Source organism: Klebsiella michiganensis, assembly GCF_002925905.1.
Taxonomy (GTDB): Bacteria; Pseudomonadota; Gammaproteobacteria; order Enterobacterales; family Enterobacteriaceae; genus Klebsiella; species Klebsiella michiganensis.
The window spans coordinates 351,883-367,044 of sequence record NZ_PRDB01000002.1; the positions used below are offsets into that span (position 1 = coordinate 351,883).

Below are 15,162 nucleotides of genomic sequence, written 5' to 3' on the forward strand. Positions count from 1 at the left end.
ATGTCGATTCACGCGATGCTAACGCGCCGCGAGCCACGCTGCGTAGCGCTCGGGCCACTCGACGCTGGGCGTACCGGCCCGGCCCAGCGCAAAACCGTGACCGCCGCTGGCGTAACGATACAGGCTGACCGGGACCTGATGCTGACGGCAGGCGGCGGCCATTATCAACGTATTGTGCGGATCGGAGACATTATCGTCCTCCGCCTGAACCAGAAAACAGGGCGGCGTCCGCCCGCTGACCCAGGTTTGTACCGACCAGGCGCGATCGACCTCCTCCGCGGCGTGAGGCCCGGCGAGGAGCCGATGGGTGGCGGTATGGGTGTACGGAGGTTCGAGGGAAATCACCGGATAAATCAGCGCGGCGCCGTCGGCCCGGGGCGGGGTGTCGTCCACGCCGTCGATCGGCGGGTAAGAGGCAAAATCAGCGCGACAGGCAGCCATTCCCGACAAATGTCCGCCGGCGGAAAACCCCAGAAGGCTGACTTTGGCTTCCCGCTGACGAATCAGGCGCAGCGCCCGCTGAGCGTCCTGCAGCGGAGCAAGGCCGCCCGCTTGCCACCCCTCCCCGGGAAGACGATAGGTCAGCACGTACGCGGTATAGCCGCGCATCGTTAGCCAGCGCGCGGCGGGCCAGGCCTCCTTCGCCATTTCAATGCGTCGATAGCCGCCGCCGGCAGCAATTAATACGCCGTGGCCGCGTGGCGCTGCGGGACGCCATACCGTCAGTTCAGGCTGGGCGATATGGCTTAGCGCGCCGCGTGCCGATAAGCGAACGGGGCCGTCCGGTCCGCCGCCGCCGGGAGGCACGCCAGGCCACAGGCGGATCGTTTGCTGGCTTTCAGCGGCGCGAAGACGACCGCCCGCCAGCAGCGCGGCGGCGCTTAAAAACAAAAAATGGCGTCGGTTCATCGGCGGCTCCTGAGACGGAAATTAGTCATTAACGAGCTTGAGTTCCAGCCAGTCCACCACCAGACCCGGCTTGATAAAATCAAAGCCTACACGATATTTCCCCGACTGTAGCTCAATCCGACACAGCTTCTGCACAATCTCACGACCGAACGTACCGTTGGTCTGGATCGTCGCCACAAATTGTTCATTAAGCAGCAGGTTGCAGGCGGTTTGTGCGAGCGGCGCACCGTTAGCGTGAACGCTCACCAGCACGTCATAAACCGCTGTTCGCTCAACGCTCAGCACCAGTTCCTCGTCGTAGCGCAGCCGCGACTGCTCGGCGATTTTAATTGCGCCAGGACAGGCCCCATCGCACGCAGGATCCGCCGCCAGGCGAATAATCCCCGCCCGCGGCATCTCCCCGCGCTTAAAGACCTGCGTCTGCATCATAAAGTCGAGGATGTTTATCGCGCAGCGCTGAAGCTCACCGAGCGTTAGCTCGCCTGTCGCCAGCGCCGCCAGGGTATTATCTCCCCCCGCATTAACTTCCGCGCCGTTATTATTGACCACCATATAAAGGTCGTTCTGCGCGCGGATCATCGCCGCGGTGTTGTGAGTGCTCGCCGCGCCGCCATCGATGGGATCGTTCATCGTTGCCCACCAGTCGGTCATCACGATCCCGCGAAAGCCCCACTCCTCGCGCAGTACGGTGGTGGTGAGATCGTAGTTGGATGCGGCATGGTGGCCGTTGACCGGGTTATAAGCGGTCATTACCGCATTTGCGCCGCCGGATTTCACCGCATACTCAAAACCTTTGAGATAGATTTCACGCAGCGCGCGCTCTGACACCACCGAATCCGCTTTGGCTCTGGCGAACTCCTGATTGTTGCAGGCAAAGTGCTTGAGGGTGGCAATCCCGCCGCCGCTGCGAATGCCGCGAACCACCGCCGCCGCCATCATCCCGGTGAGCAGCGGATCTTCGGAAAAGTACTCAAAATTACGCCCGTTCAGCGGATGGCGCTGGATGTTCATCCCCGGCCCTAACAGCAGGTCGATACCGTTGCGCAGCAGCTCTTTGCCTTCCATTACGTATAAGCGTTCCACGAGGATCGGGTCCCAGCTGGAGGCCAATAATGTACCACTGGGAAGCAAAGTGGCCTTCGCGCCGTTATCCATGCGAATCCCGGATGGGCCGTCGGCGGTCGATGCCAGAGGAATACCTTTTTCCAGCAGGCTGTCGGCTACGCCGCCAAAAGCCGACGCGACGCCGGGCGTCACTTTGTGGCTACACATGCCTTCTCCGCGCACCAGGCAGGCCAGCTCCTCAACAGACAGCTGAGCAACAAAGGCATTCATCGTGGTACGCCCTTCAGCCACGTCGTTGAGGGTCAGTCCCTGGTTGCCGGTAAGGGTGATAGCCTCTGGCAAACGCTCCTCAATGCGCGCGCGCAGATTAATCTCCCGCCGCGGCACGTCCTCCCACTCGATCTGATAGCGCCCATCATCGCCGTCCGCGACCGGTTTTATACGTACGAAAGGCACCGTCGGCGCCAGCACCTGCTGATGGCAGGAGAGGACTCGCAGCACCTTTTGCGAATACCCCGCCTCGCCGTCAACCGGCAGCGGCTGTAGATCGCGCACGCTGTTACCAAGCAGCAAGCGATAAAGCCCTGGCTCCATTACATAACAGTGTGGATGCCCGGTCGCCCCGCTATCGTCCAGAGAAGCAAAGCGTTCCAGCGGAATTGATAACGTTAAGGTCTCGCTTTCCCCCGGTTGCAACAGGCGAGTTTTGGCAAAAGCCACCAGCACTTTGGCCGGTTTGCCGAGCGCGCCCTGCGGCGCCTGGAGGTAGATTTGCACCACTTCTTTGCCCGCGAAGCGCTCCCCGCGATTGGTCACGGTGACGGTCGCCTTGATCAGGTCGCCAAAGGTCTCCGCCCGCGCCGATTGCAGGGTGAAAGAGGTGTATGAGAGACCAAAGCCAAAGGGGAACTGCAGGCTCTGCGCAGAGAAGGTTTCGAAATAGCGATAGCCAACGTAGATATCTTCCTGGTAGAGATTTTTTTCTTCCGCACCCCAGCAGGGGGATGCCGGATGATCGTCCAGCGATATCACAATGCTGCCAACCAGCTTACCTGAAGGGGTCACATCGCCGTATAGCAACGAGGCTGCGGCCTGTGCGCCGTGCGCGCCACCGTGCCAGACATACAGAAGCGCGCGAATGCGTTGACGCAGCAGCGGATCGTCAGCCCATGAGAGATCGATAAGCCCGGCGGTATTCAACACGACTGCCACTTCATCAAACTCTCGGCATACCTGGTGTAGCATGTGCTTCTCATCGGCCGTGAGCCGGTACCCGCCTTCAACATCGGCATTATCCTGATCTTCACCCGCGGTACGACCGAGGACAATAACAGCCTGGGTCGAGACGGCGCGGGCCTGACGAATCTGCTCATCGCTCAGCGGCATCTCCTGCTGGTACCAGGGTTCCGCTGCCCAGCCCCCTCCGCCGTTGTCGAAGGGATGTTGTTCAATCCAGCTTTCGTAAAGCGCAGCCAGTTGCTCATTGAGCCTGCCCCTGCTTCGCTCCCGCATCGCCTGCAGCAAGGTTGTGCTGCTCACCACGTTAACCGCCCCGCCGGAACCGGTACCGCTGCGATAGTAGTCAATCTGCGTACGGCCAAATAGTGAAACCGGCTGCAGAGGATTAAGTGGGAGCATTCCGCGATCGTTTCTCAGCAATACCGCGCCTTCGGCGGCAGCGGCAGTGGCAAATTCGGCAAACCCTTCCAGCGGAGTGCCCGCTTTACTGTCAAACATGGTGTAGTCCTGTTAACTCGAGCCTCCGCAGGAGGCGTAATGGCATAATGAACAGAGCCCGCACAATGCGGGCTCTGCTTTGATCAGAAGAAATATTTGAAACGTAGACGGCCGCCGTAGCGGGAGTCTTCATGTTTGTCGCCATCCGTTGGTTTCGCTTCAATCCACGAGGCGTAAGCGCCAAGGTAGATGTTGAAGTTCTTCATATCCATGACATTGGGGAACAGGTACGATGCGTGAATGGTGTGGATATCGTAGTCACCCACGTTGGAGATCCAGCAGCCATCGTCGCAGGTAGAGACATAATTAGCCGAGTTAAACTTGTCGATTTTGTTGTGGGCGTAGATGTAACCCAGTTCAAAACGATGCCAGAGGGAGTTGATAGCTGCGGTGAAATCCTTCTCATCGGAGGCATCCATATAGGCCACGTTCAGGTTAGTGGTGACCCCATCTTCCGGATCGGTTTTTTGTCCATTCCATGACATCGTCAAGCCATAGCCGGTACGGTCCGACTGGTCGACCCAACTGCCGCGATTGTCGTAATAACCGTAAGCATTCTTCACGACGTTCTTTTCCATCGCTACTGCGGTAGAGAAGCGACCGCTATTCCACGCAATCACCGGACGTAAATAGGCGACGTTTTTCTCATTTTCCAGGGTATTGCCGTGATAGCTGGAGTCCTGGAACAGCGTACTGCCGTTTTCCACCAGGTTATTAAGTTCGAAATACCAGTTATCTATCGTTTTACTGAGCAGGAAGTTGCCGCCGCTGCTGCTACGGCCGCGGCCCTCTTTCATCATGTAAATATAGCCGTAGCCATCGCTATAGAGGTCGTTAGCCGTGTTGCCGGAATATTCGACAAACGTATCCTGATTCAGCGGGAACATATCGTAGGCCTCGAAACGACCAACTTTCACCTTCCAGTCATCTTCCCTGCCAAAGAAGAATACCGCATCATCAAGGTTCATTTTACCGGTCATATCAGCCAGCGGCTGGGCGGAGAAACCGGCAAAATTGCCGTTATCCATTTTGCGCATACCATCGAAGCCCAGCAGAATACGGCCGTTAATATCCCAACGTTCTTTAGTACCCGGCGCCCAGTTTTTACTCGAAGAGGTTTTTACCGACGTCAGGCTACCGCTACCGCTGGCGCCATCCATATTGAATTCCACATCGCCATAAAACTTCAGGTCGCCATAGCCAGAGAGCGTAAGCTTCGTGGGCGTCGCGCCGGGAGCGACCGGGTCAGCGGCATCGACTTTCACCGCCGGCGCGGTTTTTGCTGCCGTTGTTTGCTGTTGTTTAAGCGTTTGTATCTGCGCTTCCGCGTCGGCGGCGCGCTGTTCAGCGTTAATTAATCTTTGCTCCAGTTGCGCAAGGCGCTGGTCAATATCGGCAGAGGTATTATTTTTTGCTGCTATCACATTAGAGGACATAATGGCGCCAATAGCCAAAGCCATATATTTTATTTTCATTTGAATATCCCTAAATTAATTATTGTTTATTTCATTCAGGATACACCTGTGGCTATGTGAAGATGAATTCACAACGCCACAAGTGTTATTCTGTTATTTTCAGGACTCGGCAAAAGTTCCTTTTTTCAAATCATCAACAATGCCATTCATTCTATTTTCTGTTAAGCCATAGAATTTAATAGAGACTGCGGTAAGAACATAGAAAATTGACGGTACCAGGGTGAACAATAGCACTACGCCATGTACCGCAGAGGCTGGTTGCACCGTGGTGTTAGCCGCGTAATGGTAGTAAGCCAGCACCCATCCAAGAATCGCACCACCAACGGCTACACCGAGCTTAATCACAAAAATATTCGCCGCGACGTTCATTCCAGTGATACGACGCTGGGTTTTCCATTCACCATAGTTATTAACGTCGGTTATCATTGACCACTGTAGCGCGCCGTTGCCGCCCTGAATAATGGAGATCAGAATATGCACGCCGAGCACCAGCACCCAATATTGTACCGGCACCATAAAGCATACGACGCCCAGCGCAGCGGTGACGAGATTAATCCAGAAAGAGAGTCTGACCTTACAGAAACGCGTACCAAACGGTTTTGCCAGCACCGAACCCAGCATGGAGGCAAACATCCCGCCGAGCATGAATATTGTAATAACGTCCGCACCTTTATTCAGTACGCTATTGACGTAATATACCACCGCCCCGCCGCGAATCACCACGGCAACCAGCATCATAAAGTTGTAAACGGAGAGAATACGCCACTGATCGTTGCGGAAAAGAATTTTCACATCGCGGGCAATATTCAGATTTTCTTCTTTGATCGGCTGGACGCGCTCTTTAGTGGTCGCGAAACAGACGACAAACATCAGGCAGCCGATAACGCCAAATATCGCCATGGAGACCTGAATACCCGTCGCCCGATCGCCAGGATAAAGAAGATCAGCCAGCGGTAAAATAAACGCGGTACCCAGCGCGCCGCCAATCGGCGTGATGGCAAAACGCCAGGATTGCAGAGAGAGGCTTTCACGCGGATCGGAAGTCAGCGCCGCACCCAGTGAGCAGTAAGGAATATTAATGGCGGTGTACATCAATGTCATAAATATATATGCCGCAACCGCATAAACCACTTTCCCCGAGTCGGAGAAAGACGGTATGGAGTAAACCAGCACGCAGCTCACGGCAAAAGGTACGCAGATAGCCAGCAGCCACGGACGGAAGCGCCCCCAGCGGGTTGAGGTGGCATCCGCAATCGCCCCCATAATCGGATCGGTAATCGCATCCAGCAGACGAACCAGCAAAAACATCGTCCCCATCACGGCGGGCGGTAGACCATAAATATCGGTATAGAAGTAGGCTAAGATGGCAACGGAGGAGTCAAATACAATATGGCTCGCTGCGTCCCCCAGGCTGTAACCTACTTTTTCTCTGACAGAAATTTTGTCGCCAGCAGACATACATCACTCCTTTACGAAAAAATGAAACCGGTTTCTGTAATGTCTGCATTTTTTACTTTTCTCTCCTACAGATGCCATTATGTTTTTTTATTAATTATTTATGTTTTTTTATTTATGTGATCCTGTCAGCCTTCAATGGTATTAGAACCCGTTTTTTTGTTTGGCAGATCACATGTTTTAATACTTCGCTAACTTTTTTCAGGCGACAGGGATGAGCAGATAAAAATGCCATATAGGAATACCATGCCGCTTGTCTATTTATTTTTCTTATTCGCGGATTATGTTTTTTATCAATTGCCAGATATTCAGCGAAAATATCCCCCGAAGTACCCTACAAGACAGCGCTGTTTTAACCGCCAATATTTTGTCGGTGCGGAACAGAGCAGTGCCCGGTAAATACTCTGTTTTCACTTAAAATGTTACCTCGGACACGCGCAGCGGCGGATATTCGTCTAAGGTTTTCTGATGGCCGAATGCAGTGGCACATAGTCTGCAATGATAAGGAGAACAATCTATGACGAGTCCCGTTTCCCGTCGCCCCGCTACCCTGCCTTTTGCTCTTCGTCTGGCGCTAGGGGGCGCGTTTGTCGCCCTGGCGACGTTGACGGCTCAGGCTGAAGAAACCCGTCCCACCCCGCAATCACCCGATATCCTGCTCGGTCCGCTATTTAACGATGTGCAAAGCGCGAAACTTTTTTCTGACCAGAAAACGTTTGCTGACGCCATTCCGAACGGCGACCCGCTGATGATCCTTGCCGATTATCGTATGCAGAAAAGCCAGACCGGCTTTGATTTGCGGCACTTCGTCGAACTCAACTTTACCCTGCCTCGCGAAAACGACCAGTACGTTCCGCCAAAAGGACAAACGCTGCGCCAGCATATCAACGGATTATGGCCCGTACTGACCCGCAGTACCGTCGACGTCGAAAAATGGGATTCGCTGCTGCCGCTGCCAAAGCCCTACGTGGTGCCCGGCGGACGCTTTCGCGAAGTCTATTACTGGGACAGCTACTTCACCATGCTCGGTCTCGCTGAGAGCGGCCACTGGGATAAAATTGAAGATATGGTGACCAACTTCGCCGCGGAGATCGACGCCTGGGGCCATATTCCCAACGGCAACCGCACCTACTATCTGAGCCGCTCGCAGCCGCCGTTCTTCCCGTTTATGGTTGAACTGCTGGCCACGCACGAGGGCGATGAGGCGCTCAAAAAATGGCTGCCGCAGATGGAGAAAGAGTACCAGTACTGGATGGATGGCGCTGAGGCGCTTGAGCCCGGCAGCGCCAGTAAGCGCGTGGTGCGAATGGCCGACGGTGCCCTGCTCAACCGCTACTGGGACGATAACGACACGCCGCGTCCGGAATCCTGGCTGGACGACGTCACAACCGCCAAAAACAATCCCAACCGCCCGGCCACTGAAATCTACCGCGATCTGCGCTCCGCCGCGGCATCCGGCTGGGACTTCAGCTCCCGCTGGATGGATAACCCGCAGCAGCTCGGCACCATCCGCACCACCTCGATTGTTCCGGTCGATCTGAACTCGCTGATGTTCCACATGGAAAAAACCATCGCCCGCGCCAGTAAAGCGGCAGGGGATAGCGCTAAATCCGCGCAGTATGACGCATTAGCCAACGCCCGTCAGAAAGCGCTGGAGAAATATCTGTGGAACGATAAAGAGGGCTGGTACGCCGATTACGATCTGAAAAGTCATAAGGTGCGCAATCAGCTGACCGCCGCGGCGCTGTTCCCGCTGTACGTCAACGCCGCCTCCAGCGAACGCGCCGCGAAGGTCGCCGCCGCCACCGAAGCGCGACTGCTCAAGCCCGGCGGCCTGACCACCACGACCGTCAATAGCGGCCAGCAGTGGGATGCGCCGAACGGCTGGGCGCCGCTGCAGTGGGTTGCCGCTGAAGGCCTGCAAAAGTATGGCCAGCAGAAAATCGCAATGGAGGTGAGCTGGCGGTTCCTCAGCAACGTTCAGCACACCTACAACAGCGAACAGAAGCTGGTGGAAAAATATGATGTCAGCTCGACCGGAACAGGCGGCGGTGGCGGAGAGTATCCGCTACAGGACGGCTTTGGCTGGACCAACGGCGTCACCCTGAAGATGCTGGACCTGGTGTGTCCGAAAGAGAAGCCGTGTGACTCCGTCCCCACCGCGCGCCCGGCGGCGAATGACGACAACGGCAAAGCGGCGGACGTCTCGGCGCAGCCTGCCGCTCAGCAGCCGGCTGCGGTAGAGGAGAAAAAAGTCGCGCCGTAAACCTCCGCGCGGCGGGGGCCCGCCGCGCGTCTTTATCAATGTGCAGTTCCAGAATCGGCCGGGCCGATGGCTCCCCGGCAAGCTGAGCCTGCGGGGAGCGCCCTTTACATGGCGTCCAGCGCCTTCTGCAGCTTCCAGATATAGCGCGGCGCCTGCGGTGCCGGGTGCTTTTTCACCACGTGCTCAAAGAAATCATCGGCGTCCATATCGTTAATCTCTTCAATCGCATCCTGGCGATTGGACGAGAACGTCCGCAGCAGCGCGCCCGCGCCGTTGGCATAGGACACCACCACCGCATAGCGCATCACCTGCGGGTCTTTAATCCCCGCCAGCGGACCGTTTTCGAGGATGCTGAGGTAGGCCGCCCCCATCGAAATATTGCGCTCGGGATTCTTCAGCTCGCTCACCGAAGGATCCCCGCTCCAGCCCATCCGCCGGTAAACATCGCGACCGGAGGTCGAGGGCTTCAGCTGCATCAGGCCAACCGCGCCGGATTTGCTGACCACCGTCGGGTTACCGCCGGACTCAATGGCGATGATGGCGGTAATCAGCTGGGGATCGACGCCCCACGCCGCACCGGCTTTTTCGCTGATTGGCATCCACTGCATCGCCCGCTTAACCGGGACTTCCGGGTTCCACGGCGGGTTACGATAATCGTGTTTTGAACTACAACCGGCCAACAATACACATAAAAAAACACACCATCTCAATTTCACACATCTATCCTTATTGGCTGAAGTTTGCCGCACGGAGATGACAATAAACGCTCCAGGCGGCATGATAACCCTTTCATTCTTAGCAAGGAATTGTCATGTCTCAGTTTTATCTCGTCGCCCCTTCCGGTTACTGCATCAACCAAGAGGCGGCGTATCGCGGCGTGCAGCGTCTGCAGGAGGCCGGGCACCAGGTCGCGCACCAGGAAGTCATTCCCCGCCGGGCGCTGCGCTTTGCCGGAACTGAGAATGAACGCCTTGCCGATATCAACCAGCTCGCCGCCCTCGCCGGTAAAAACCGCATCGTGCTGGCGGTACGCGGCGGCTACGGCGCGACTCGCCTGCTGCCGCAGATTGACTGGCAGGCGCTGATCGCCCGCCAGCAGCAGGATCCGCTGCTTATTTGCGGCCACAGCGATTTCACCGCCATCCAGCTGGGGCTGCTGGCAAAGGGTAGCATAATCACTTTTAGCGGGCCGATGCTGGCGGGAAACTTCGGCGCTGAAACGCTGAACGAATTTACCGAGCACCATTTCTGGCAGGCGCTGCGCAACCCGGCGTTTACGCTCGAATGGCACGGTGAAGGCCCGGACTGTCGCGCCGACGGCACGCTGTGGGGCGGCAACCTGGCGATGCTGACTTCGCTTATTGGCACTCCGTGGATGCCGCAGATTAGCGACGGAATTCTGGTGGTGGAAGATATTAACGAACACCCGTTCCGCGTCGAACGCATGCTATTACAGCTACTCAACAGCGGTATTCTCGCGCGCCAGCGGGCGATTATCCTCGGCAGTTTTACCGGCGCAAACGCCAACGACTACGATGCCGGATACGATCTGCCGATGGTATACGACTACCTTCGCCAGCAGCTTAACATTCCGGTCATCAGCGGCCTGGATTTCGGTCACGAGCAGCGTACGGTCACCCTGCCGCTTGGCGCCAGAGCATTGCTGGTCAACAACGCATCCATCACCACGTTAAGCATCAGCGACCACCCGGTTCTGGCGGAATAAAAATTCCTCTAACGCATATCCCGATCGGCGTCAGATTGTTAAAATGGTGTAGTTTTTAATTTATCTTCACGCCGGTAAGGAGTACGTCAACATTGGACGCCGCTGCGGTCATCAGTCTGTTTATCCTGGGTTCTGTTTTAGTAACCTGTAGTATTTTATTAAGTTCCTTTTCCTCACGCCTCGGCATCCCGATTCTGGTTATCTTCCTGGCGATTGGGATGCTGGCGGGCATTGACGGTATCGGCGGCATTCCGTTTGACAACTACCCTTTCGCCTACATGGTGAGCAACCTGGCGCTGGCGGTTATCCTGCTTGACGGCGGGATGCGCACTCAGGCCAGCTCTTTTCGCGTGGCGCTGTGGCCCGCCCTCTCGCTCGCCACGGTCGGGGTGCTGATCACCTCGGCTCTGACCGGACTGATGGCGGCCTGGCTGTTTCATCTCAACCTGATTGAAGGGCTGCTGATCGGCGCTATCGTCGGCTCAACCGATGCCGCGGCGGTGTTCTCACTCCTCGGCGGTAAAGGGCTGAACGAACGTGTCGGCTCGACGCTGGAAATTGAATCCGGCAGCAACGATCCGATGGCGGTGTTCCTGACCATTACCCTTATCGAGATGATTCAGCAGCACGAGACCGGCCTGAGCTGGATGTTCGCGGTGCATATCGTGCAGCAATTCGGGTTGGGTATCGCTATCGGCCTCGGCGGCGGCTATCTGCTGCTGCAGATGATTAATCGCATTGTGCTGCCGGCCGGGCTTTATCCTCTGCTGGCGCTGAGCGGCGGGATCATGATTTTCGCCGCCACCACCTCGCTGGACGGCAGCGGCATCCTCGCGGTCTACCTGTGCGGATTCCTGCTCGGCAACCGGCCGATTCGCAACCGCCACGGTATCCTGCAAAACTTCGACGGCCTGGCGTGGCTGGCGCAGATCGCCATGTTCCTGGTGCTCGGCCTGCTGGTCACCCCGTCCGACCTGTGGCCTATCGCCATCCCGGCGCTCATTCTGTCGATGTGGATGATCTTTATCGCCCGTCCGCTGTCGGTGTTTGCCGGTCTGCTGCCGTTTCGCGGCTTCAACCTGCGCGAGCGGATATTTATCAGCTGGGTGGGCCTGCGCGGCGCGGTGCCGATTATTCTCGCCGTCTTCCCGATGATGGCGGGCCTGGAGAATGCGCGGTTGTTCTTTAACGTGGCCTTCTTCGTGGTGCTGGTCTCGCTGCTGTTACAGGGGACCTCACTCTCCTGGGCGGCGAAGAAAGCCAAAGTGGTGGTGCCGCCGGTCGGCTCGCCCATCTCCCGCGTCGGGCTGGATATCCATCCGGAAAACCCGTGGGAGCAGTTCGTGTACCAGCTTAGCGCCGAAAAATGGTGCGTCGGCGCGGCGCTGCGCGACCTGCATATGCCGCCGGAGACGCGGATTGCCGCGCTGTTTCGCGACAACGTACTCCTGCACCCTACCGGCAGTACCCGGCTGCTGGAAGGCGATATTCTCTGCGTGATTGGCCGCGAACGTGACCTGCCCGCGCTGGGTAAACTGTTCAGCCAGTCGCCGCCGGTGGCGCTGGATCAGCGCTTCTTCGGTGATTTTATTCTCGATGCCAGTGCCAGATTTGCCGACGTCGCGCAGATTTACGGCATTGACGGGGGAGAAGAGTTTCGCGATCGCCAGCAGTCGCTGGGTGACGTCATACAGCACCTGTTAGGCGCCGCCCCGGTGGTCGGCGACCAGGTGGAATTTGCCGGGATGGTGTGGACGGTGGCGGAAAAAGAAGAGGATCACGTACTGCGGGTTGGCGTACGGATGGCGGAAGATGAGGCGGAGTGATCCGCCTCAGGCTAAGTTACACCGTCACAACCGGTACGCGCGGCGCGAGCGCGCACATTAATTCATATCCGACGGTGCCGCAGGCGGCCGCGACATCGTCAATTTTGATCTCTTTGCCCCACAGCTCAACCGGCGCGCCGATCCCTGCCTGCGGGCATGGGGTCAAATCCACGGTCAGCATATCCATTGAGATGCGCCCGACCGTCACGGTGCGTATGCCGTCAACCAGCACCGGCGTACCGCTCGGCGCCAGCCGCGGGTAACCATCAGCATAGCCGCAGGCAACGATGCCGATACGCCGCTCCTCCGCCGTGCGCCAGGTTGCGCCGTAGCCGACCGCTTCACCGGCTTTCAGGTTCTGTACGGCAATAATTTCGCTGCTTAGCGTCATCACCGGTTTCAGCCCGGTGTTGGCCACGTCCTGCCACAGGCCGGAAGGCGAGGCGCCGTACAGCACGATCCCCGGCCTCACCCAGTTAAAATGCGACTCCGGATGCCACAAGGTTGCCGCCGAGTTCGCCAGCGAGCGCGGGCAATCCAGCCCTTCCGCCGCCTGCTCAATGCGCCGCATCGGCTCGACAATGCCGTCCGGGTTTTCCGCTTCGGCGAAATGCGACATTAACGTCATTTCGCTGACGTTACCGAGCGCTCGCAGCTGCTGCCAGACGATGTGCAAACGGTCCGGCATAAAACCCAGCCGATTCATCCCGCTATTCACCTTGACGTAAATATCGAGGGGCGCGTGCAGCTTCGCCTGCTGCAGCGCCTTGATTTGCCAGTTACTGTGCACGCTGGTAGTCAATCGGTATTTATCAAACAGCGCCAGCTCATCGGCATGGAAGAAACCTTCCAGCATCAGTATCGGCCCTTTCCAGCCGAGCTCGCGCAGCAGGATCGCCTCTTCAAGATTGAGCATCGCGAAACCGTCCGCGGCGCTCAGCGCGTTCCAGACCCTTGCCAGGCCGTGGCCATAAGCATTGGCTTTGACCACCGCCCACAGGCGCGAGCCGGGCGCCGCGCGACGAACAATGTGTTGATTCTGGCGTAAGGCTGACATATCAATGCTGGCCTTTACAGGACGAGACATGAAAGCTCCTTGTTAATTGTGAACGCCATGCAGATGCTGAGCGCGGGCCGGCGTAAAGCCGCGGCCGTAGCGGGCGACGGCAAGATCGTCATACGGGATCGCCGGCGTACGCCCGGAGATCAGATCGCTGATCAGCTGGCCTGAACCGCAGGCCATGGTCCATCCCAGCGTGCCGTGGCCGGTGTTGAGCCACAGATTTTTATACGCCGTGCGGCCCACCACCGGCGTACCGTCCGGGGTCATCGGACGCAGTCCGGTCCAGAAGGTTGCCTGTTCAACGTGGCCGCCGCGCGGGAACAGATCGCGCACCACCATCTCCAGGGTTTCACGCCGCGGCTGCAGCAGTTCTTTATTAAATCCAACAATTTCCGCCATTCCGCCAACGCGAATACGCCTGTCGAAACGGGTGATGGCGATTTTGTAGGTTTCATCAAGGATAGTCGAAACCGGCGCGCCGTCTTCTTCCGCGATCGGAATCGTTAGCGAATAGCCTTTCAGCGGGTAGACCGGAATATCCACCAGCCCTTTCAGCATGGCCGTCGAATATGATCCGAATGCCATCACGTAAGCGTCGGCTTTGATGATTTCAGCGCCGCACTTCACGCCGGAGATGAGATCCCCTTCATAGAGCAGTTCATCCACCGGTGTATTAAAACGGAAAGTCACGCCCGCCTGTTCCGCCATCAGGGCCAGACGCGTGGTGAAAAGCTGGCAGTCGCCGGTTTCATCATTAGGTAAACGTAAACCGCCCGTCAGTTTATGGCTCACTTCCGCCAGCGCCGGTTCAACGTCCAGCAGGCGGTTTGCCTCCAGCAGCTGGTAAGGCACGCCCGCCTCCTGCAGTACCGCGATATCGCGGGTCGCGTTTTCGAACTGCTTGTCGGTGCGGAAAAGCTGCAGCGTGCCGCCCTGCCGGCCTTCATACTGGATACCGGTGCTCTCGCGCAGCGCCTTCAGGCAGTCGCGGCTGTACTCCGCCAGGCGCACCATACGCCCTTTGTTTTCCATATAGTGGCGAGTGTCGCAGTTGCGCAGCATCTGCCACATCCATTTCAGCTGGAACGGCGTGCCATCCAGCCCGATAGCCAGCGGCGCGTGGCGCTGGAACATCCACTTAATCGCCTTCAACGGTACTCCCGGCGCCGCCCACGGCGCAGCGTAGCCGGGAGAGATCTGCCCGGCGTTAGCGGCGCTGGTCTCTTCGGCTGGCCCCGGCTGACGATCGATAACCGTCACTTCATGTCCTGCCTGGCTTAAGTACCAGGCGCTAGCGACTCCAACTACCCCACTTCCCAGTATGACGACGCGCATAGCGGCTCCGTAATCGTTAAAGAACAATCATCTGATTACAAATTGATAACTCAGATGAAAATATTATTCAACATACGCTTTATTTATGGTGACTTATCTCACAGGGTTCTGCGCCAGCACTGCCCCCGTCGGTTTACCATCTCCTGCTGCGCCTCATTTTTCTACAGAATAAAATCCTGTTTAAACCGTAAAACAACGCCTTTAAGATTGTGAAATCGCGAAGAAAAGAAAATGCGGATGCACGCAGTTTGCGACGCCGTGTTCTATGCTTGTTAAGAGGTTTTCCGTACAGAGAGAACCATCAA

General features: G+C 57.2%; 10 protein-coding genes. 3 read left to right on the forward strand and 7 right to left on the reverse strand.

Features of this window, described 5'->3' with window-relative positions; all coding sequences use genetic code 11:
• Window positions 1–18 precede the first annotated feature (18 nt).
• The 4 genes from CDA56_RS08750 to CDA56_RS08765 form a co-directional block, all read right to left on the reverse strand.
• Window positions 19–909: an alpha/beta hydrolase gene (locus CDA56_RS08750; protein WP_101869336.1), complete on the reverse strand. Its 891-nt coding sequence runs from the start codon at window positions 907–909 to the stop codon at window positions 19–21.
• A gap of 21 nt (window positions 910–930) precedes the next feature.
• The gene (locus CDA56_RS08755; protein WP_103814084.1) at window positions 931–3,711 is read right to left on the reverse strand and encodes a beta-glucosidase; all 2,781 of its coding nucleotides are present in this window, start codon (window positions 3,709–3,711) and stop codon (window positions 931–933) included.
• An 83-nt stretch (window positions 3,712–3,794) separates the two neighbouring features.
• On the reverse strand, window positions 3,795–5,186 hold the full coding sequence (locus CDA56_RS08760; RefSeq protein WP_103814082.1) for a carbohydrate porin: 1,392 nt from the start codon (window positions 5,184–5,186) through the stop codon (window positions 3,795–3,797).
• 99 nt (window positions 5,187–5,285) lie between these two features.
• Window positions 5,286–6,644, reverse strand: coding sequence for a glycoside-pentoside-hexuronide (GPH):cation symporter (locus CDA56_RS08765; protein WP_025106155.1), 1,359 nt, complete (start codon window positions 6,642–6,644; stop codon window positions 5,286–5,288).
• Between the two features lie 514 nt (window positions 6,645–7,158).
• Between CDA56_RS08765 and CDA56_RS08770 the strand changes: the two genes are divergently transcribed.
• A complete protein-coding gene (locus CDA56_RS08770) occupies window positions 7,159–8,907 on the forward strand; it encodes an alpha,alpha-trehalase (protein WP_103814080.1) in 1,749 nt (582 codons plus the stop codon).
• A gap of 104 nt (window positions 8,908–9,011) precedes the next feature.
• On the opposite strand, the gene emtA is transcribed toward CDA56_RS08770, so the two are convergent.
• Window positions 9,012–9,623 carry a membrane-bound lytic murein transglycosylase EmtA gene (gene emtA, locus CDA56_RS08775; RefSeq protein ID WP_009651970.1) on the reverse strand — a complete coding sequence of 204 codons (612 nt, stop codon included), beginning with the start codon at window positions 9,621–9,623 and terminating at the stop codon, window positions 9,012–9,014.
• Between the two features lie 95 nt (window positions 9,624–9,718).
• Between emtA and ldcA the strand changes: the two genes are divergently transcribed.
• Together ldcA and CDA56_RS08785 are read left to right on the forward strand one after the other, a co-directional pair.
• Complete coding sequence (gene ldcA, locus CDA56_RS08780) at window positions 9,719–10,633, forward strand: muramoyltetrapeptide carboxypeptidase (RefSeq protein ID WP_103814078.1); 915 nt, start codon at window positions 9,719–9,721, stop codon at window positions 10,631–10,633.
• A 92-nt stretch (window positions 10,634–10,725) separates the two neighbouring features.
• Window positions 10,726–12,459, forward strand: coding sequence for a potassium/proton antiporter (locus tag CDA56_RS08785; protein WP_004851981.1), 1,734 nt, complete (start codon window positions 10,726–10,728; stop codon window positions 12,457–12,459).
• Window positions 12,460–12,475: 16 nt separating this feature from the next.
• On the opposite strand, the gene dadX is transcribed toward CDA56_RS08785, so the two are convergent.
• Both dadX and CDA56_RS08795 read right to left on the reverse strand, forming a co-directional pair.
• The gene (dadX, locus tag CDA56_RS08790) at window positions 12,476–13,546 is read right to left on the reverse strand and encodes a catabolic alanine racemase DadX (RefSeq protein ID WP_103814076.1); all 1,071 of its coding nucleotides are present in this window, start codon (window positions 13,544–13,546) and stop codon (window positions 12,476–12,478) included.
• A gap of 12 nt (window positions 13,547–13,558) precedes the next feature.
• Entirely contained in the window at window positions 13,559–14,857 is a 1,299-nt protein-coding gene (locus CDA56_RS08795; protein WP_004851984.1) for a D-amino acid dehydrogenase, read from the reverse strand.
• Window positions 14,858–15,162: the final 305 nt, after the last annotated feature.

Bases quoted from the DNA above. Each gene is read 5' to 3' on its own strand.
- CDA56_RS08750 (WP_101869336.1), bottom strand. From the start codon at position 909: ATGAACCGACGCCATTTTTTGTTTTTAAGCGCCGCCGCGCTGCTGGCG.
- CDA56_RS08755 (WP_103814084.1), bottom strand. From the start codon at position 3,711: ATGTTTGACAGTAAAGCGGGCACTCCGCTGGAAGGGTTTGCCGAATTT.
- CDA56_RS08760 (WP_103814082.1), bottom strand. From the start codon at position 5,186: ATGAAAATAAAATATATGGCTTTGGCTATTGGCGCCATTATGTCCTCT.
- CDA56_RS08765 (WP_025106155.1), bottom strand. From the start codon at position 6,644: ATGTCTGCTGGCGACAAAATTTCTGTCAGAGAAAAAGTAGGTTACAGC.
- CDA56_RS08770 (WP_103814080.1), top strand. From the start codon at position 7,159: ATGACGAGTCCCGTTTCCCGTCGCCCCGCTACCCTGCCTTTTGCTCTT.
- ldcA (WP_103814078.1), top strand. From the start codon at position 9,719: ATGTCTCAGTTTTATCTCGTCGCCCCTTCCGGTTACTGCATCAACCAA.
- dadX (WP_103814076.1), bottom strand. From the start codon at position 13,546: ATGTCTCGTCCTGTAAAGGCCAGCATTGATATGTCAGCCTTACGCCAG.
- CDA56_RS08795 (WP_004851984.1), bottom strand. From the start codon at position 14,857: ATGCGCGTCGTCATACTGGGAAGTGGGGTAGTTGGAGTCGCTAGCGCC.